14 protein-coding genes are annotated in these 17,482 nt (G+C 66.7%); 9 read left to right on the top strand and 5 right to left on the bottom strand.

What is annotated here, in order from left to right:
• Positions 1 to 182: 182 nt before the first annotated feature.
• Positions 183 to 1,646 (bottom strand): amino acid permease, encoded by a 1,464-nt coding sequence (locus tag BACI349Y_RS02400; protein ID WP_159630131.1) that lies wholly within the window; start codon positions 1,644 to 1,646, stop codon positions 183 to 185.
• A 155-nt stretch (positions 1,647 to 1,801) separates the two neighbouring features.
• Here BACI349Y_RS02400 and BACI349Y_RS02395 point away from each other — a divergent pair, with 155 nt between their 5' ends.
• The 5 genes from BACI349Y_RS02395 to BACI349Y_RS02375 all read left to right on the top strand — a co-directional run bounded on the left by BACI349Y_RS02395 (position 1,802) and on the right by BACI349Y_RS02375 (position 6,585).
• The gene (locus BACI349Y_RS02395) at positions 1,802 to 2,716 is read left to right on the top strand and encodes a LysR substrate-binding domain-containing protein (RefSeq protein ID WP_159630129.1); all 915 of its coding nucleotides are present in this window, start codon (positions 1,802 to 1,804) and stop codon (positions 2,714 to 2,716) included.
• Positions 2,717 to 2,882: 166 nt separating this feature from the next.
• Positions 2,883 to 3,308: an aspartate 1-decarboxylase gene (gene panD, locus BACI349Y_RS02390; protein ID WP_201302375.1), complete on the top strand. Its 426-nt coding sequence runs from the start codon at positions 2,883 to 2,885 to the stop codon at positions 3,306 to 3,308.
• 51 nt (positions 3,309 to 3,359) lie between these two features.
• Positions 3,360 to 4,286, top strand: a complete 927-nt coding sequence (locus tag BACI349Y_RS02385; protein ID WP_159630125.1) for an AEC family transporter — start codon at positions 3,360 to 3,362, stop codon at positions 4,284 to 4,286.
• Between the two features lie 38 nt (positions 4,287 to 4,324).
• Positions 4,325 to 5,458, top strand: a complete 1,134-nt coding sequence (locus BACI349Y_RS02380; RefSeq protein ID WP_159630123.1) for an FAD-dependent oxidoreductase — start codon at positions 4,325 to 4,327, stop codon at positions 5,456 to 5,458.
• Positions 5,459 to 5,484: 26 nt separating this feature from the next.
• Complete coding sequence (locus tag BACI349Y_RS02375) at positions 5,485 to 6,585, top strand: D-TA family PLP-dependent enzyme (protein WP_159630121.1); 1,101 nt, start codon at positions 5,485 to 5,487, stop codon at positions 6,583 to 6,585.
• A gap of 28 nt (positions 6,586 to 6,613) precedes the next feature.
• Here BACI349Y_RS02375 and BACI349Y_RS02370 read toward each other — a convergent pair whose 3' ends face one another.
• The 3 genes from BACI349Y_RS02370 to BACI349Y_RS02360 all read right to left on the bottom strand — a co-directional run bounded on the left by BACI349Y_RS02370 (position 6,614) and on the right by BACI349Y_RS02360 (position 12,019).
• Positions 6,614 to 8,122, bottom strand: coding sequence for an MFS transporter (locus BACI349Y_RS02370; RefSeq protein ID WP_159630119.1), 1,509 nt, complete (start codon positions 8,120 to 8,122; stop codon positions 6,614 to 6,616).
• A 66-nt stretch (positions 8,123 to 8,188) separates the two neighbouring features.
• Positions 8,189 to 10,819, bottom strand: coding sequence for a trehalase-like domain-containing protein (locus BACI349Y_RS02365; protein ID WP_159630117.1), 2,631 nt, complete (start codon positions 10,817 to 10,819; stop codon positions 8,189 to 8,191).
• A gap of 207 nt (positions 10,820 to 11,026) precedes the next feature.
• On the bottom strand, positions 11,027 to 12,019 hold the full coding sequence (locus tag BACI349Y_RS02360; protein ID WP_159630115.1) for an LLM class flavin-dependent oxidoreductase: 993 nt from the start codon (positions 12,017 to 12,019) through the stop codon (positions 11,027 to 11,029).
• Between the two features lie 139 nt (positions 12,020 to 12,158).
• Between BACI349Y_RS02360 and BACI349Y_RS02355 the strand changes: the two genes are divergently transcribed.
• The 3 genes from BACI349Y_RS02355 (at position 12,159) to BACI349Y_RS02345 (ending at position 14,998) form a co-directional block, all read left to right on the top strand.
• Positions 12,159 to 13,031 carry an aldo/keto reductase gene (locus BACI349Y_RS02355; RefSeq protein WP_159630113.1) on the top strand — a complete coding sequence of 291 codons (873 nt, stop codon included), beginning with the start codon at positions 12,159 to 12,161 and terminating at the stop codon, positions 13,029 to 13,031.
• A gap of 46 nt (positions 13,032 to 13,077) precedes the next feature.
• Positions 13,078 to 13,776: a type 1 glutamine amidotransferase domain-containing protein gene (locus tag BACI349Y_RS02350; protein ID WP_159630111.1), complete on the top strand. Its 699-nt coding sequence runs from the start codon at positions 13,078 to 13,080 to the stop codon at positions 13,774 to 13,776.
• Positions 13,777 to 14,020: 244 nt separating this feature from the next.
• Positions 14,021 to 14,998, top strand: a complete 978-nt coding sequence (locus BACI349Y_RS02345) for an ABC transporter substrate-binding protein (RefSeq protein WP_159630109.1) — start codon at positions 14,021 to 14,023, stop codon at positions 14,996 to 14,998.
• 76 nt (positions 14,999 to 15,074) lie between these two features.
• Here BACI349Y_RS02345 and BACI349Y_RS02340 read toward each other — a convergent pair whose 3' ends face one another.
• Positions 15,075 to 15,773 (bottom strand): maleylpyruvate isomerase family mycothiol-dependent enzyme, encoded by a 699-nt coding sequence (locus BACI349Y_RS02340; RefSeq protein WP_159630107.1) that lies wholly within the window; start codon positions 15,771 to 15,773, stop codon positions 15,075 to 15,077.
• A 329-nt stretch (positions 15,774 to 16,102) separates the two neighbouring features.
• On the opposite strand from BACI349Y_RS02340, the gene BACI349Y_RS02335 reads away from it, so the two are divergent.
• Positions 16,103 to 17,476 (top strand): MFS transporter, encoded by a 1,374-nt coding sequence (locus tag BACI349Y_RS02335; protein WP_159630105.1) that lies wholly within the window; start codon positions 16,103 to 16,105, stop codon positions 17,474 to 17,476.
• The last annotated feature ends 6 nt before the right edge of the window (positions 17,477 to 17,482 follow it).

The raw sequence follows: 17,482 nt of genomic DNA, 5'->3' as shown, positions 1-17,482 counted from the left end.
CCCCCAAACCGCCAACGCCCCATCACCTTCCGCCCCCAAACCGCCAACGCCCCATCACCACCCGCCGAAAGCAACGAACCCTCCCCCACGGAATGTGGGGGAGGGTTCGGCTGGGCGCCGCATTATCTGATGGGGCGTTGGGGGAAAACGGGCAGAAGGTGATGGCGCGTCCGGGGGCGAGGTCAGGTGAGCGGGCGGTGCAGCTCTGCGAGTTCCTCGTGGCGGGGGCTGTTGGGGTTCATCAGCGAGTGCTTGCGGCCGTAGCCGAAGTAGATGACCAGACCGATGATCAGCCACACCACGAACCGCAGCCAGGTTTCCCAGTGCAGCTGCAGCATCAGGAAGGCGGAGGCCAGGACACCGAAGGCCGGGATCACGGGCATCAGGGGCAGGCGGAACGTACGGGGAGCATCAGGGCGCTTGTAACGGAAGATGATCACGGACAGGCACACGACGACGAACGCGGCCAGGATGCCGATGTTGGTGAGGTCCGCGACTGCCTTGATGGGGAAGACGCCGGCCAGGAAGGCGGAGGCGATGCCGCCGATCCAGGTGACGCGCTGCGGGGTGCCGTGCCGGTCGGTCTTGGCGAACCAGCCCGGGAGCAGGCCGTCACGGCTCATGGAGAACCAGACGCGGGTGACGCCGAGCAGGAAGGTGAGCATCACGGTAAGGATGGACAGGACCGCGAACACCGAAATGATGGTGGCGATGACGGGCAGGCCCACCGAAGTGAAGGCGGAGGCGAACCCGGCCTTGGGGTCGATGTCCTTGTAGTTCTGCATGCCGGTGAGGACCAGGGTGGCGGCAACATAGAGGAGCATGGCGATGATGAGCGAGAGGACGATGGCCTTGGGCATGTGCTTCTTGCCGTCCTTGGCTTCCTCGGCCGCGGTACTCATGGCGTCGTAGCCGAACACTGCGAAGAACACGGTGGCGGAGCCGGCCACAACGGGTCCGAAGCCGCTGGGCATGAACGGGTTGTAGTTGTTGGTGTCGATGTAGAAGACGCCCAGCCCGATGATGAACAGGATCAGGACCACCTTGATGGCCACAGCGACGAGTTCGAACCTGCCGAAGGCCTTGGTGCCGCGGGACAGGATCCAGGTCACCAGGAGGCAGACCAGGATGGCGGGGACATTGATGATGCCACCCTTGCCTTCGTCAAAGGTGGAGGTCATCCAGGCCGGCAGATGGATGCCGATGCCGGCCAGGAAGGCGTCCAGGTAGCCGGAGATGCCGATGGCCACCACTGCCACGATGGCGATGTATTCCAGCAGCAGGTCCCAGCCGATGAACCAGCCGATCACCTCGCCAAGGGCCACGTAGCCGTAGGTGTAGGCGGAGCCTGCCCGCGGGATCATGCCGGCGAACTCCGCGTAGGAGAGGGCGGCGGCCGCGGAGGCGAGGCCTGCAATCAGGAAGGAGATCAGCACCGCGGGCCCCACTCCCGGGTTGCCTTCACTGCCGGCGGCTACCAGTCCCGCGAGGGAGAAGATGCCGACGCCGATAATTCCGCCTACGCCAATGGCGGTGAGCTGCCACAGCCCGAGGGACTTGAACAGTCCGCTGTGCTTGCTCTCTTCTTCGATGTCATCGATGGGCTTTCGCCGCATGATCGATTGGCTCAAATCTTTGCTGCTCATCAGGAACTCCTGGTTGGGGTGCGACCCCGCCGCGGCACGCCAAGAAACCTGGCTGTGACGGGGGTAACTCGGTTTCAACAGTATGCGTGCGCAATTGCGTTAGATAAAGTGGCTACTTCTAACCTATATTCGTTAGTTTCAGTTAGGAATCCATCATGCTTGACGTGCGCAGGCTGCGGCTGCTTCGCGAATTAAGCATCCGTGGGACGCTGGCGGAGGTAGCCGAGGCGCTTCAGTACAGCCCGTCGTCGGTATCGCAGCAGCTGGCCCTCCTGGAGAAGGAAGTGGGCGTCGAGCTGCTCCGAAAAACGGGCCGGCGCGTACAGCTGACGCCCCAGGCGGAAGTGCTGGTGGCGCACACCGCGCAGCTGCTGGAAACCATGGAGCAGGCTGAGGCGGACCTGGCCGCATCCCTGACTACCGTGACCGGCACCGTAAGGATCGCGGTGTTCCAGTCCGCGGCGCTCGCCCTGATGCCGGACACCCTGACTCGCATGGCCGCAAAGTACCCCGAGGTCCGGATCGAGATGATCCAGCGGGAGCCGGAGACGGCGCTGCACGAAACCTGGGCCCGGGACTTCGACCTGGTGATCGCCGAGCAGTATCCGGGACATGCGGCCCCGCGCTACCCCGAACTGGACAAGGTGAAGCTGACCACCGACGCCATCCGGCTGGCCGTTCCCCCGGCATCCGGCGGCGGACCCGCGATCCGTACCCTGGAGGACACGGCAGACCTGGCTTGGGTCATGGAACCGCGCGGGGCCGCTTCGCGGCACTGGGCAGAACAGGCGTGCCGCAGCGCAGGCTTCGAGCCCGACGTCCGGTTTGAAACCGCCGACCTGCAGGCGCAGGCCCGCCTGATCGAGTCCGGAAATGCCGTGGCCCTGATGCCGGACCTGGTGTGGACCGGCCGCGGCACCACCGCCCAGCTGCTGGAGCTGCCGGGCAAGCCGCACCGCACCATCTTCACCTCGGTGCGCCGCTCCAGCACGCAGCGCCCGGCCATCCTGGCAGCGAGGGAGACCCTGGCTGCGGCTGCCGCGGCAGTGGCAACGGACGACGCCGGGTGACCGGCCGCCGTCGTCCGTGTCCTTCCGTGCGCAGCCAGGCCGTCCGTCGCTGCGCAGGTGCGTCCCCTGCGCATTGAGCACCCGCGTCACCGCGCAGGTCCGTGCAGGTCCGTATGTTTCGTGCGTCACTGCGGGTAAAGGGCCGCAGGTCTAGACTGGAGCCGTTATGAATCGAACAATGTTCAAGTCCAAAATCCACCGGGCCACCGTCACGCACGCCGACCTGCACTACGTCGGCTCGGTCACCGTTGACCTCGACCTGCTCGAGGCCGCCGACATCCTGCCGGGCGAGCTGGTGTCCATTGTGGACGTCACCAACGGCGCCCGGCTTGAAACCTATACGATCGCCGGCGAGCGCGGTTCCGGCGTTATCGGCATCAACGGTGCAGCGGCGCACCTCATGCACGAGAACGACATCGTCATCCTCATTACCTACGCGGAAATGACCACCGAAGAGGCCAGGGCCTACGAGCCCAAGGTGGTCCACGTGGACCGGGACAACCGGATCATCCAGTTGGGCAACGACCCCGCCGAGGGCCTCACCCCCGGCATGATGCGCCCCCCTTTCGCGCTTAACAACGCCACCCTGTAACCGGAGCGTGCGTCCCGGTCCCTGCCTCCGCCGTGCCCGAACGGCTGATCCTTGCTAGGGGTGCTGGCAGGGTTCTTCGTGGTCTGGTGCATCATCCTGGTGGGATGGTTCGTGGGCCGGCAGCGGATCCTCGGCGACAACGCCCGCCCCGTACTGAGCGGCCTGACGTTCTTCGTGGCCAGCCCGGCGCTCCTTTTCGAAACCCTGAGCAAGGCCCGCTTGCAGGAAGTCTTCGCCGAGCCGCTCCTGGTCACGGCAGTGGCGGCGATCACCACCGCCGCCATCTTCTTCGCCCTGGCCAGGTTCTGGCTCAAGCGGGCCCTCCCGGAATCGCTGATGTCCGCGATGTCCGCGTCCCTTGCGAACTCGGCGAACCTGGGTATTCCCATCGCGGTATATGTCCTGGGTGATGCCAGCTATGTGGCGCCGCTGCTGATTTTCCAGCTGGCCTTCTTCACCCCGATGTTCCTGATGATCCTGGACTCGAGCACCAGCACGCACCGCACCACGCCCCTGGGCTTTTTCCTGATGATCCTGCGCAACCCCATGATCGTGGGCTCGGGCCTGGGGCTGCTGGTGGCCGGCACCGGCTTCCAGATCCCGGCGCTGGTCATGGAGCCGATCCACCTGATTGGCGGGGCCGCGATCCCGGCCATGCTGATCGCGTTCGGGATGAGCCTGAACGGCACCCGGCCCCTGCAGGCCTCGTCCGGCCGCCGGGTGGACACCCTGCTGGCAAGTGGCTTCAAGCTCGTTGTCCAGCCGGCCCTGGCCTACGTTTTTGCCCGCTTCGTGCTTGGTATGGACGGCCATGCGCTGTTTGCCGTGGTGGTGACGTCCGCACTGCCCACCGCGCAGAATGTGTTTGTGGCTGCCAGCCGCTACCAAACCGGGCTGACCGTCGCCAAGGACACCGTGCTGATCACCACCGTGGTGGCAGTGCCGGCCATGATCGGCGTGGCACTGCTCCTGGCGTGAGCACTGGCCACGAGTCGTAACTGCAGCTTGGAGGGCTGATGAATACTGTGCTGGATACCGTCGTGATCGGCGGCGGTGCCATGGGCTCTGCGGCCGCGTGGGCACTGTCCCGCCGCGGCCGGCAGGTGACGCTGGTGGAGCAGTTCGGCCCCGGGCACAGGATCGGCGCGTCCCACGGCGCCACCCGGAACCTCAACCCGGGCTACCACCAGCCCGACTACGTGGCCATGCTGGCAGAGGGGCTGGCCCTGTGGGACGAGCTGGAGCAGGACAGCGGCGTGCAGCTGCTGGCGCGCACCGGCGTCGTAACCCACGGTCCTGGCGGCGACCTCCCGAAAGTTGCCGCAGCCCTCACCGAGGCCGGCATCAGCGCCGAGTTCCTGGACCCTGCCGAGGCCGGCGAACGCTGGCGCGGCATCCGGTTCGACCAGCAGGTCCTGCACATGCCCGACGGCGGCCAGCTCAACCCGGAGGCGGCGCTGCCCGCCTTCCAGCGGCTGGCCTCCGCCCGCGGCGCCGAGATCAGGCACCACACCACGGTGGTGGACTTCGAGGTGTTCGACGACGGCGTGCGGCTGGTGCTGGAATCGGCTGCGGGCACGGAGGTGGTCACCGCAGCCCAGGCCGTGGTGACGGCGGGCGGCTGGACGGAGAAGCTGCTGGCCAAGGTGGCGGGCACGGCTGGCGCAGCGTTGCGGATCCCGAAGCTCAGGGTGACCCAGGAGCAGCCGGCGCATTTCCGCGTGGCGGACCCCGGCGCGGTGTGGCCCGGCTTCAACCACTACCCGGGCCCGGACTATCAGGGCTGGTACTCCCCCGTGTACGGGATGCAGACCCCCGGCGAGGGCATCAAGGCCGGCTGGCACGGGGTGGGCCAAGTGGTGGACCCGGACCAGCGGGATTTCCTGCCGGAGCCGAAACAGCTCGCCGCCCTGCAGGACTACGCACGGCAGTGGCTGCCCGGCGTGGACCCGGATTCGTTCGAGGCCATCAGCTGCACGTACACCACCACCCCGGACGAGGACTTTGTCCTGGACCGCATCGGGCCTGTCGTCATCGGTGCGGGCTTCTCCGGCCATGGCTTCAAGTTCACGCCGGTGGTGGGGCGGATCCTGGCCGACCTTGCCACCGGAACCCGGCCCGCGCCGTCGATCTTCCGGGCGTCCCGCTAGCTACCTGACCTAGAGAAAGAGAACCAATGATGACAATCCCAGAAGAAGTCGACACTCCAGAGATCCTGGTCGACCGGGATGTGCTCCAGCGGAACATCGACCGCATGGCCGCTGCCGTCCATGCGAAAGGCTTGAGCCTCCGACCCCACGTGAAAACCCACAAGGTGCCCGAAATCGCGCAACTGCAGCTGGCGGCCGGTGCAGTCGGCATCACTGTCGCGACCCTCGGGGAGGCTGAAGTCTTTGCAGGACACGGAGCGACCGACATCTTCATCGCTTACCCCATCTGGGTCGGTCCTCGTCAAGCCGAACGCCTGCGCCGGCTTGCTGCCACCACAAAGATCTCAGTAGGACTGGATTCACGGGAGGCAGCCCAAGCCATGGGAGCGTCCTTGGGTGACGCAGCCGGCGACTTTGACGTGCTGCTGGAAATCGACAGCGGCCATCACCGCAGCGGAATCGCCCCGGGTGCGGTCGTTGACGTGGCCCACGCCGCGGCACGCGCCGGTCTGAGGGTCAGCGGCGTCTTCACCTTCCCGGGCCACAGCTACGCCCCCGGGATGCCCCTGAAAGCAGCCGAAGAAGAACAGTTGGCCCTCAGGCAGGCCTCGGACCTGCTCACACAGGCAGGATTTGAAATCCTGCATCGCAGCGGCGGTTCAACTCCCACCGCCACTCTCACCGGTGATTCCGCAGCCACCGAGGTCCGGCCTGGAGTTTATGTCTTCAATGACGCCCAGCAACTGGAACTGGAACGATGCGCCCCTGGAGACATCGCGCTGACCGTCGCCGCAACAGTGGTAAGCCGGCATGAGGGCGACGACGTCATACCGCGAAGGACCGTCCTGGACTCCGGCAGCAAAATCCTGGGCGGCGACCGGCCTGCGTGGGCCACCGGCTTTGGACGGCTGCTCGACTATCCCGAAGCACGCATCACCGCGCTCTCGGAACATCACGCGACCGTGGTCTGGCCAGCAGATGCAGGGCTCCCGCCTCTCGGAGAGCGCTTACGGGTAATACCGAACCACGTATGCGTGGCGGTGAATCTCGTTGACGACATCGCTGTCGTCAGCGGCGGCAAAATCGTGGACCACTGGCGCGTAGCCGCACGCGGAAAGAACAAATAGCACTAAGGAAGAAAACACACATTCGCCCTCAGGGCTTGTCGATAGGAACATCTCCGCGGGCGGCAGCCTGGCTGGGGCTGCCTTCCGCCTGGGTGGGCACTGGCTCCGCATCGGGATTGCCGCTGTCTTCGGCCTTCACGGCGGGCATGGACAGCACCGCTGCCACCGTGAGCAGGCCGGCCACGAGCGCGGCCAGGAACACGGCACCGGACGCGCTGATGACCGTGGCGGGATCGGCGTCGCCGCCGCTGCTGCCGCCGCCGTAGATGGAGTTGGCAACGGCACCGAACACGGCCACGCCCAGGGCACTGCCGATGGACCGGGCGAACATGTTGGTGCTGGTCACCACGCCGCGCTCGTGCCAGGGAACGCTGGACTGGGCGGAAATCAGGGTGGGGGTGGCCAGCAGGCCCAGGCCAAGCCCGACGACGAAGCAGCTGACCGCGATCAGCGCCACGTTGGGCGTGGAGGCCGTCAGCGACAGAATCAGTAGCCCCATCACGGCGATGGCAATGCCGATCAGGGCGGTGGACTTGAACCCGATCCGCAGGTAGAACTTCCCGGCCTGCGACGCACTGAGCGGCCAGCCGAGGGTCAGCGCCGCAAGGGCCAGGCCGGCCACCAGCGGCGAGGAGGACAGGGCGCCTTCAAGGAAGGTGGGCACGTAGGAGGTCAGTCCGATCATCATCGCGCCAACGCCGAAGGACACCAGCGCCGTGGTGGCCAACAGGCGCCGGGACACCACCCACGCCGGGAGGATGGGCTCCGCCGCCCGCCGCTCCACCAGCAGGAAGGCCACCAGCAGCACCGCCCCGACAACGAAGACGCCGATACCGATGGGCGAATTCCAGGCCCACGCCTGGCCGCCCTGGAGCGCACCGAGGATGAGCAGGCCCAGCGATCCGGCCAGGAGGACGGCGCCGGCGTAGTCCACCTTGTGGGTGGCCCGTTCGACGTTTTCGTGCAGGGTGCGGATCAGCATCCAGCCGGCCAGCAGGCAGAGCGGCACGTTCACCAGGAAGATGCCGCGCCAGATGCCGAGGGCTGAAAAGACGCCGCCCAGGCTGGGGCCCACCACGGAGGAGACGGCCCAGACGCTGGCCAGGTAGCCCTGGACCTTGGCGCGCTCCTGCAGGGTATAGATGTCCCCGGCAATGGTGACGGACACCGGCAGCACCGCGCCGGCGCCGAGTCCCTGCAGGGCCCGGAATGCGATCAGCGAGGGCATGCTCCATGCCACCCCGCAGAGGACCGAGCCCAGGAGGAACAGGCCGATGCCGGCGAGGATGATCGGCTTGCGCCCTGCCATGTCGGAGAGCTTGCCGTAGATGGGAACAGACACCGCCTGCGCCAGCAGGTACGCGGAGAAGAGCCAGGGGAAGGAAGCGAAGCCGCCCACGTCGCGGACGATCGACGGAACCGCGGTGGCCACGATGGTGGAATCGATGGCCACAAGTCCAGTGGAAAGCATTAAAGCGATGAGAATTGGGCCCCGCTCGGAACGGAACCCCACTCCCTGGGCGCGCGCGGTCATCATCAGTCTCGTTTCAGTCTTTTTCGGGTCCCTGTTACCTCCACTCTAGGTACCCACGACGGACACCGCCTACCGCCTGTCCTGGTGCCGGTCCAGGAGCCGCGCGCAGCGGATGAATCCCAAGTGTGAGTAGGCCTGCGGGTGGTTTCCCAAATGGGTCTCCGTGCCGGGATCGTATTCCTCCGGGAGCAGCCCCGTGGGGCCGAAAAGGTTCACCAGCTGGTCGAACAGGTCCCAGGCTTCATCAATGCGGCCCACGGCCACGTAGGCCTCGATCAGCCACGTGGTGCAGATATGGAACCCGCCCTCCAGGCCCGGCAGGCCGTCGTCGTACCGGTACCGGAAGACGGTGGGACCTACCCGCAGCTCGCGTTCAACGGCGGTGACGGTGTCCAGGAAGCGCCGGTCCGAGACATCCAGCAGGCCCGAGAGCCCGATGTGCAGGACGGCGGCATCCAGGTCCGGGCTGTCGTAGGCCACGGTGTAGGACTTTGCGGTATCGTCCCAGCCCTCGCGCAGCACCTCCTCCCGAATGGTTTCCGCCGTCGGCGCCCAGGAAGGATCAGGTTCGCGGCCATGCCGTGCCGCGGTGCGCAGTGCCCGGTCAAGGGTCACCCAGCACATCACCTTCGAATAGACGTGATGGCGCGCCGCCCGCCGGGCCTCCCAAATGCCGTGGTCCGGTTCGTGCCAGCGGGCCAGGACTGCGGAGGCCATCTGGACCATCAACTCCCAGCTGTCATCGGCGAGGGCGCCTTCCCGTTCGCTCAGGTTATGGATCAGTTCGGCAACGGGCCCAAAAACGTCAAGCTGGACCTGGTGGTCGGCTGCGTTCCCGATCCTCACGGGACGGGAACCCGCATATCCGGGAAGGCTGTCGACGACGGCTTCCGTAGAGAGCGGGGCGCCAGTCACCGAATACAGGGGGTGCAGCCATTCGGGACCGGGAGCGTGTTCGAGGATCCGGCCCAACCAGGCAAGGAAGCCAGCCGCCTCCGAGGTGGAGCCAAGGTCCACCAGTGCGTTGACCGTCATGGAGCCGTCGCGAAGCCAGCAGTACCGGTAGTCCCAGTTCCTGGTGCCGCCGATTCCCTCGGGCAGGGAGGTGGTGGGGGCGGCGAGGACGGCGCCGGTTGGTTCATGCACGAGGGCGCGGAGCACCAGGGCCGAGCGCCTCACCAGGGAAGGTTTCACGGAGGGCAGGACGAGTTGCTGGACCCACTGGCGGGCGTGCAGGGCCACTTCGGCCCGCCGGTCCCTCTCCCCTTCAGGATCCGCAGGCTGGGGTTCCGTGTCGCCGCAGCGGAGGTTGAGCACCACCGGGCCGTCCTGCAGGTTGACCGACGCCGTGGCCGTCGCGTGGCGTCCGTCGGACGTGATGCTGAACGCGACGCCCGGCGCGAACAGGATGATGGGTTCGGACGTGCCCACCACATGCAGTTCGCCGCCGCGGGCCTCCATGCTGAACGGGGCATTGGCGTAATCGGGCCGCGGAGCGAAAGTGATCCTGGCAGCGCCGTGGCCTGTCAGCACCCGGACCAGGCTGGTAATTCCGTCCGGCGCGGGTTCCAGGTAGTCGGTGACCGTGACGTCAGCCCAGCGGGTTTCAACAATCATGGTGCTGTCCACGTACCGCTGGCCCAGCACCTGGGAGACCTTGACCGGCTCCACGGAGAAGTGGCCGGCGGCATCCCCGCCCAGGATATGTGCGAACAGTGAACCCGAGTCCGGGAGTGGGTGGCTCATCCAGCAGATCTTCGCGTCCGGGGTCAGCAGGGCGGTGGACGAGCCGTTGCCAATCATGGTGTGCCGTTCGAGCCCCACAGCATCCTCACCGAACAGCCAGGCGCGCCGCAGTTCGAAGAGGAGGGCAAGTACCCTGGCGAAGGCTTCCGGGTCGCGGAGTCGATGCGCGGCCGAGGTCTCCCCTGGCCCTACCCGGAGCCCCAGGTCAGGTCCGCGCAGGGTGGCGATGGCCAGTTCGTCGCTGTAAGCGTCCCCTGCGAACAGGGCTGCGCTGGCGCCGAGCCGGGACCGGAGGATTTCCAGCGCCTCGGCTTTGGCCGGCTCCAGGACGGACAGGTCAAGCACGGAACCGTCCACGATGAAGAACAGCCCGTGGATCCTTGCGATCTCCCGCGCAGTTTCGGTCACCGCATCCACGACGTGCGCCGGCGCGTGCCGGGTATGCACGGAAACGGCGACTGGTTTGCGTTCGATCCAGATGCCTTCCTGGAAGCCCACGGACTCGTTGAGCTCGGCGTTCACCTTTTGCAGGACCGATTCGGTGGCCAGGGTCTGGCCGTGGGCAAAGCCCATGTCCGCTTCGGCCCCGTGGGACCCGATCAGGTGCACCTCGGCCGGCAGCCGCGAAACCGCCGCCAGGTCACGGAGCGAGCGTCCCGAAATGATGGCGGCGTGCGTATTGGGCAGGGCCGCCAAAGCACGCAGGGCTATGGCTGCATTGCCCAGCGGGAGAGTCTCGGTGGAGATGCCCTCGGCGTCGCACAGCGTACCCCCGTAGTTGCAGGCAACCAGCAACCCCGGGACACGCGCCAACACTTTGAGCTCGGCCAGCAGCGCTGGGGTCAGCCCGCTGTCCGCGGCGTCCGACTGGATGAAGGCGCGCAGCATGTCCAGCGGAAGGGACCGGGTGAGCAGAGCGGAATCCGCCACGCTTTGGTTCAACGGCGTCGGCATCCAGATAACCCCTTTGAGGCTGGACCAGTCCGGGACTGCAGCCGCTGGATTGCCTGCGGGCTACCGGTTGGTGCCCCGCTCGTGAATCCCAGCGTTTCCCGAGGGGGCAGTTCCCATGTTCAGCCTCACCGGTTTCCCGCGAAAGTCCCCTGCATTGCGTATGTGTAAAAGTCCGCTGCCGGGGACGCGGTCCGGGCTTTCCGAAGGCTAGACCCGCACCAGCCCGGCGGCCTCCGCCAGCAGTTCGATGGACCGCAGCCGGTCCCGGGTGCCGGGGCTTTGGTGGGCCACGATGAGTTCGTCGGCATCGGCGTGCTTGCCGAAGCTTTCCAGGTAGTCGATGACGACGTCGGGTGTCCCCACGGCGGAGTACGTCATCATCTGTGCCATGTGCCGTCCCTGCGGCGAGTCCAGGATCATGTCCGCCTCATCGTCGGTGAATTCGCGGGTGCCGCCGCCGAAGAACAGTGAGACGCGGGCCCGCTTGGTGGCCTGGAACATGGCCTGCGCTTCGGACGCGGAGTCAGCGGCGATCACGTTGACGCCGGCAATCACGTGCGGCGCATCCAGCTGGGCGGACGGCTTGAACTCGCTCCGGTAAATGGCCACAGCCTCCTGCAAAGCAGCCGGGGCGAAGTGCGAGGCGAAGGCATACGGCAGGCCAAGCTGGGCGGCCAGGCGCGCGCCGAACAGGGACGAGCCCAGGACGTACAGCGGAACGTTGGTGCCCTTGCCGGGGGTGGCCTCCACGCCCTGGATGCGGGTCGGTCCGGTGAGGTAGCCCTGCAGTTCCAGGACGTCCTGCGGGAAGCTGTCCGCGGACATGGGGTCGCGGCGCAGGGCGCGCATGGTGTTCTGGTCGCTGCCCGGGGCACGGCCCAGGCCCAGGTCGATCCGGCCCGGGTGGAGGGTTTCCAGGGTGCCGAACTGTTCGGCGATGGTCAGCGGTGAGTGGTTGGGCAGCATGATGCCGCCGGCGCCCAACCGGATGCTTTCGGTGTGCGCAGCCACATGGGCGATCAGCACGCTGGTGGCGGAGGAGGCAATGGAGGACATGTTGTGGTGCTCGGCGTACCAGACGCGCCGGTAGCCCAGCTTCTCGGCGCTTTGCGCCATGGCCACGCTGCCCGCCAGGCTCTCCGCCGCCGTCTGGCCTTTGCCGATGGTTGCCAGGTCAAGGATGGAGAGGGGAAGAGTCACGTCAGGTGCGGCCTTTCAGGAACGTTTCGTAAGAGTCGCCGGCCGGATCGCGGCGGGCACTTGAGGTATAACCACGGCGGGGCCCGGGTTATTTCGTCTTTCCCGGAATACTCAGCACACTGATGATGTTGCCGCCCCTATGAGCCATGATTCAACGAACCAGCTTGAACTGTCCGCAACGATCGACCTCAAGGACCTGGGAACCGTGCACCGCCTCGGTTTCGGTGCCATGCGCATCGTGGGCGACGGTGTCTGGGGCGAACCCGCAGACCGCCAGGCGGCCGTGGCCGTGGTGCGCCGCGCCGTCGAACTCGGCGTCGACTTCATCGATACCGCCGATTCCTACGGACCCAACATCAGCGAAGAAATCATCGCCGAGGCCCTGCATCCGTACAAGGAGGGGCTGAAGATCGTCACCAAGGTGGGCTTCACCCGCACCGGGCCCAACAAGTGGATCCCCGTCGGCCGTCCCGAATACCTGCGCCAGCAGACCGAGCTGAGCCTGCGCAAGCTGAAGGTGGACACCCTGGACCTGCTGCAGCTGCACCGGATCGATCCCAAGGTGGACGCCGAGGAGCAGTTCGGCGTGCTGCGCGAACTCCAGGACGAAGGAAAGGTCCGCGCCCTGGGCCTGTCCCAGGTCAGCGTCGAGGAGCTGGAGGCGGCCGGAAAGCACTTCACAGTGTCCACGGTCCAGAACCGCTACAACCTGACCGACCGCAGCTCCGAGGACGTACTCCGCTACTCCGAAGATAACGGCATCGGCTTCATCCCCTGGGCTCCGATTTCCGCCGGCGAACTCGCCCAGCCGGGCGGCCCGCTGGATGAGGCGGCCAAGCGCCTGGGCGCCACCACATCCCAGGTGGCCCTGGCCTGGCTGCTGCGCCGCTCCCCCGTGATGATGCCGATCCCCGGCACGGGCTCGGTGCCGCACCTCGAAGAGAACATGGCCGCCGCCGGCATCACGCTCGACGACGCCACGTACGCTGAGCTGGAAGCAGCAGGCAAGTAGCAAGCGGCTTCCAGCCACTCACGTCAGCTAAGACAGGAGAAACACCATGGCAAACATTTTGATGGTTGTATCGTCCGCAGATTCCCTCACCATGAAGGACGGCAGCGAACACCCCACCGGCTACTGGGCAGAGGAACTGGTGGTGTCACACCAGACCCTGACCGACGCCGGCAACACGGTCCACATCGCCACCCCCGGCGGCAGGAAGCCCACCGTGGACCAGGTAAGCCTGGCTCCCGAGTCGGCCGGCGGCGAGGAACGCGCCCAGGGCTTCCGGGACTACATCGCGAAGATCGACGGCGAGCTGGCGCACCCGCTGGTCCTCGCCGACGTCGACATTGCCGGCTACGACGCCGTGGTGATGCCCGGCGGCCACGGTCCCATGGCAGACCTGTACAAGGACGCCGACCTGGGCCGGCTGCTGGTCGCAGCGAACAAGGACGGCAAGATCATTGCACCGTTCTGCCACGGTCCCGCGGGGCTGCTGAGCGCAACGGACGACGACGGCGGGTTCACTTTCAAGGGCCGCCGCCTGACGGTCTTCACCAACGAGGAAGAACTCGGCGGCGGAACCGGGGAGAACACCCCATGGCTGGTGGAGGACGCGCTCAAGGAGAAGGGTGCCGTCGTCGAAAACGGTGCGGCCTGGTCCTCCAACGTGGTGCGCGACGGCAACCTCATCACCGGACAGAACCCACAGTCCAGCGAGGACGTGGCCAAGGAAGTCCTCGCGGCGCTGTCGTAATCATCCGGCTCTGACCGCTACGAATCAGAGGAGGGGACCAGTTCGCACTGAACTGGTCCCCTTTTTCCTGTCCTGGCTTCATATGCCTTGAGGGGAATATGACCGCCGCGGTCCTCCGGTGACCTGCCGTTACTCCCTGTATCCCCGGGTTTCATGTCCTTTGATTCCGCCTCCGGGGCTGCCGGATAGTTGCTGCAACGCGCACACTCCGCTGCATCTTCCGCCCCCTTTCCCAGGAGGAACCATGGCCATCACCACCAAGCCGGCCGCCGTTGTGGCCCTTACCGTCTCAGCGCTGCTGGGACTGGCTGCCTGCTCCGATCCCGGCGCTTCGGCGGCGACGGCACCGTCGTCGTCCGCCACCAACTCCGCCGGCAAGACCTTCAACCTGTCCCCGGAACAGGACCGCTTCAACGTCGCGGCCTACCCCGCCGCGGCTGCACTGGTGCCGGAGGCCATCAAGGCCGACGGCAAGCTGACCGTGGTGACAACGGGCGGGGCGGCGCCGCTCAGCCTGTTCGCCACGGACAACAAGACCCTGATCGGCAGCGAAGTGGACATCGCGTACGCCGTGGGCGAGTCGCTCGGCCTGCAGGTGGAGGTCCTGCCCGTGGCGTGGGCTGACTGGCCGCTGGGCATCGAATCGTCCAGGTACGAGGCCGTGCTCTCAAACGTCACCGTCACCGAGGCGCGCAAGGAAAAGTTCGACTTCGCCACCTACCGCAACGACCTCCTGGGCTTCTACGCCAAGAGTGATTCGGGCACCGGCGAGATCAAGGAAGCCAAGGACGTGGCCGGCAAGAGGATCATCGTGGGATCCGGCACCAACCAGGAAGCCATCCTGGTGCGCTGGGACGAGGAGAACAGGAAGAACGGCCTGGCGCCGGTCCAGTTCCAGTATTACGACGACGACTCGGCCTCGAGCCTGGCACTTCAGTCAGGCCGTGCGGACCTGACGTTCGGGCCCAACGCGGCCGCCGCGTACAAGGCGGCGCAGGACGGAAAGACGAAGCAGGTGGGCACGCTGGAGGGCGGCTGGCCGCTGAAGGCCGAGATCGCGTTCACCACCAAGAAGGGCAACGGACTGGCGGCCGCCGCGCAGGCTGCGCTGAACCACCTGATTGACGACGGCACCTACGCCAGGATCCTGGACCGCTGGGGCCTCTCCTCCGAGGCCATCCAGAAGTCCGAACTGAACCCGGCGGGCCTGCCAAAGAAGTAGGCGTCCCGCCGACGAAGGAATCCCCGCCGGGCACGCCAGCGATTCGCTGGTCCCCGGCGGGGATTCTTCTTTGGCTTTACCAGGCCGGCAGAACGGGCACCGGGCCTGCCGCCTCAACATCTTCGGCCTCGCCGCGTGCCAGCCATTTCAGGAGGCCCTCCCGGTCCGACTCAACGCGCAGGCCGCCGTCACCAATGACCCATTCGTCGCGTTCTTCGGTAACCAGCGTCAGCCCGGGCGCACCCTTGGCACGCATGGCACGTACCACGGCCTCGATGGCGTTCAGCAGCGAATCGGGGTCGGCCTCCTCGATGGTCCAGGCGGTGTCCAGGTCATGGTGATGCACCACCACCTCGGCAATCCGCAGCGCCACAATGGAGGTTGCCGGCAGCTCCCGGCCACCCACCTTTACTTCCGGCGCCGCAAGCTCCCCGGTCAACCGCTGGGCTTCATCGGCGAAAGCGGCGGCCGAGTCCCGCACTTCAGCCAGGAGTTCCTCCCGCGGCAGGGCCGCAAGGGCGGCAATGGCCTGCGAGCGCGCTTCAGGGGACGCGTACAGCTGGCGTTCCTCCCCGGACGTCGCCCAGTCGATCAGCCCAACCAGTGCGCGCCCGCTGGATGCGACGTGCGCGATGACGTGGGCGCGGGTCCACCCTTCACACAGCGAAGGAGCGGCCAGCTCTTCATCGGACAAGGAGGAGACCGTGGCAAGGAACATGTCCGTCTCCCGGCCCAGGCGGGACAGGTCTGAGTGCAGCCGTGCTGGATTGATCATTCCGACAGCCTAACCGCGGCGCCATGACCCCGGCGATGGTTACGGGCCGCCTGGTTCATACCGGCCGCGTATGGACTAAGACCTGTCCTCCCACCGCCGCCGTGATGCCCGTGCTGCCGGGCGCGTTTGGCCTGTTCCTGCCGGATCCATCGCCAAAACCGGCTCTTTGATATGCGGAAACGGCACAATGCACCCCCGGCGGGAAACCGGGCATTTCCCTCATATGCCGTGCGTCACATTCCCTGTCAGGCTGGGTTGCCGAGGCCCGGCGCGGATCCATCCGAATACCGCGACGCCTCCACACCCGCTCCCCTGAAAGGACATGCGCCATGACGCTGCCGCACCCCCAATCCACGATCTCCGGAAACCCGGGAAGGGAGACCCGGACAGCCAACTGGGTGGCTTTCGTCATCTGCGCCGCCCTCCTTTTTGATGGCTACGACCTGGTGGTCTACGGCACCGTCCTTCCGGGCCTGCTCGCAGACGCGGGCCAGATCGGTCATTTTGATGCGGCCACCGCCGGGCTCCTGGGATCCTGGGCCCTGATCGGCGTGCTGGTGGGGTCGCTGGCATGCGGGGCCGTCGGGGACTTCTTCGGCCGCCGCCGGCTGATGCTCGCGGGCATCGCGTGGTTCTCCCTGGGCATGTTCGCCACTGCCCTGGCCACGGATGTCACCGCCTTCGGCGCCCTCCGGTTTGCCACCGGGCTGGGCCTGGGCGTCGTTATCGCCAGCGCCGGCGCCACGATGGCCGAGTTCGCACCCGCGGGACGGCGGCAGTTCTACAACGCGATCGTCTACTCCGGGGTCCCCGCGGGCGGCGTGCTGGCATCCATCCTTGGCATCGCCTTCCTGGACAGCATCGGCTGGCGCGGCCTCTTCATCATTGGATCCCTGCCCCTCCTGGTCATCCTGCCCATTGCCTGGCGGAAGCTTCCGGAATCCCCGCGGTGGCTGCTGGCCCGGGGCCGGGAAGAGGAAGCCCTGGCCGCTGCCTGGCGCACCGGGGTGCCGCTCGCCGAAGAGCAGGTGATCCGGGAGGCCGGCGCCGCACCACGGAAGTCCGGGTTTGCCGCCGTCTTCTCCCGCCAGTTCGCCGCGGCATCCATCCTGCTGGGCCTGATGTCCTTCTGCGGCCTCCTCCTGACCTACGGGCTCAACACCTGGCTGCCCAAGATCATGGAGGGCTACGGCTACGGCCGGACCTATGCCCTGTTCTTCCCGCTGGCCCTGAACCTCGGTGCCGTGGTGGGCGGACTGGTGGCCTCCCGGATGGCCGACCGGAAGGGACCGCAGCGGGTCATTGCTGCCACGTTTGCCCTCGCCACCATTTCCCTGGGATTGATGACGTTCAGCTTCCCGCTGCCGCTGCTCTTCACCTTCATCGCCACCGCGGGGGTGGGAACCCTGGGCACCCAGGTGCTGGTCTACGGTTTCCAGTCCAACTACTTCACCACCAACGCCCGGGCCGCCGGCGTCGCCTGGTGCGCCAGCGTGGGCCGGCTGGGCGGGGTCCTGGGGCCGATCATCGGCGGCTGGCTGGCAGCGGCGGGCATCGGCGGGGCAACAGCCTTCTACATCTACGGCGCGGTGGCCCTGCTCGGCGGCGCCGTCACCATCCTGGTGCCGCGCCAGCACCGGCTCGAGGAAGCACTGCCCACGGTTGAAGAGCCGCAAGATTACGTCGAAAAAGTATCTAAGTAAGGCTTT

It is taken from the genome of Arthrobacter sp. 8AJ (assembly GCF_902506025.1).
In the GTDB taxonomy this organism is placed as follows: domain Bacteria; phylum Actinomycetota; class Actinomycetes; order Actinomycetales; family Micrococcaceae; genus Arthrobacter.
Note: the sequence above shows the minus strand (reverse complement) of the source record. Positions and strands in the feature narration are given on the sequence as shown.

Bases quoted from the DNA above. Each gene is read 5' to 3' on its own strand.
- BACI349Y_RS02400 (WP_159630131.1), bottom strand. From the start codon at position 1,646: ATGAGCAGCAAAGATTTGAGCCAATCGATCATGCGGCGAAAGCCCATC.
- BACI349Y_RS02395 (WP_159630129.1), top strand. From the start codon at position 1,802: ATGCTTGACGTGCGCAGGCTGCGGCTGCTTCGCGAATTAAGCATCCGT.
- panD (WP_201302375.1), top strand. From the start codon at position 2,883: ATGAATCGAACAATGTTCAAGTCCAAAATCCACCGGGCCACCGTCACG.
- BACI349Y_RS02380 (WP_159630123.1), top strand. From the start codon at position 4,325: ATGAATACTGTGCTGGATACCGTCGTGATCGGCGGCGGTGCCATGGGC.
- BACI349Y_RS02375 (WP_159630121.1), top strand. From the start codon at position 5,485: ATGATGACAATCCCAGAAGAAGTCGACACTCCAGAGATCCTGGTCGAC.
- BACI349Y_RS02370 (WP_159630119.1), bottom strand. From the start codon at position 8,122: ATGATGACCGCGCGCGCCCAGGGAGTGGGGTTCCGTTCCGAGCGGGGC.
- BACI349Y_RS02365 (WP_159630117.1), bottom strand. From the start codon at position 10,819: ATGCCGACGCCGTTGAACCAAAGCGTGGCGGATTCCGCTCTGCTCACC.
- BACI349Y_RS02355 (WP_159630113.1), top strand. From the start codon at position 12,159: ATGAGCCATGATTCAACGAACCAGCTTGAACTGTCCGCAACGATCGAC.
- BACI349Y_RS02350 (WP_159630111.1), top strand. From the start codon at position 13,078: ATGGCAAACATTTTGATGGTTGTATCGTCCGCAGATTCCCTCACCATG.
- BACI349Y_RS02345 (WP_159630109.1), top strand. From the start codon at position 14,021: ATGGCCATCACCACCAAGCCGGCCGCCGTTGTGGCCCTTACCGTCTCA.
- BACI349Y_RS02340 (WP_159630107.1), bottom strand. From the start codon at position 15,773: ATGATCAATCCAGCACGGCTGCACTCAGACCTGTCCCGCCTGGGCCGG.
- BACI349Y_RS02335 (WP_159630105.1), top strand. From the start codon at position 16,103: ATGACGCTGCCGCACCCCCAATCCACGATCTCCGGAAACCCGGGAAGG.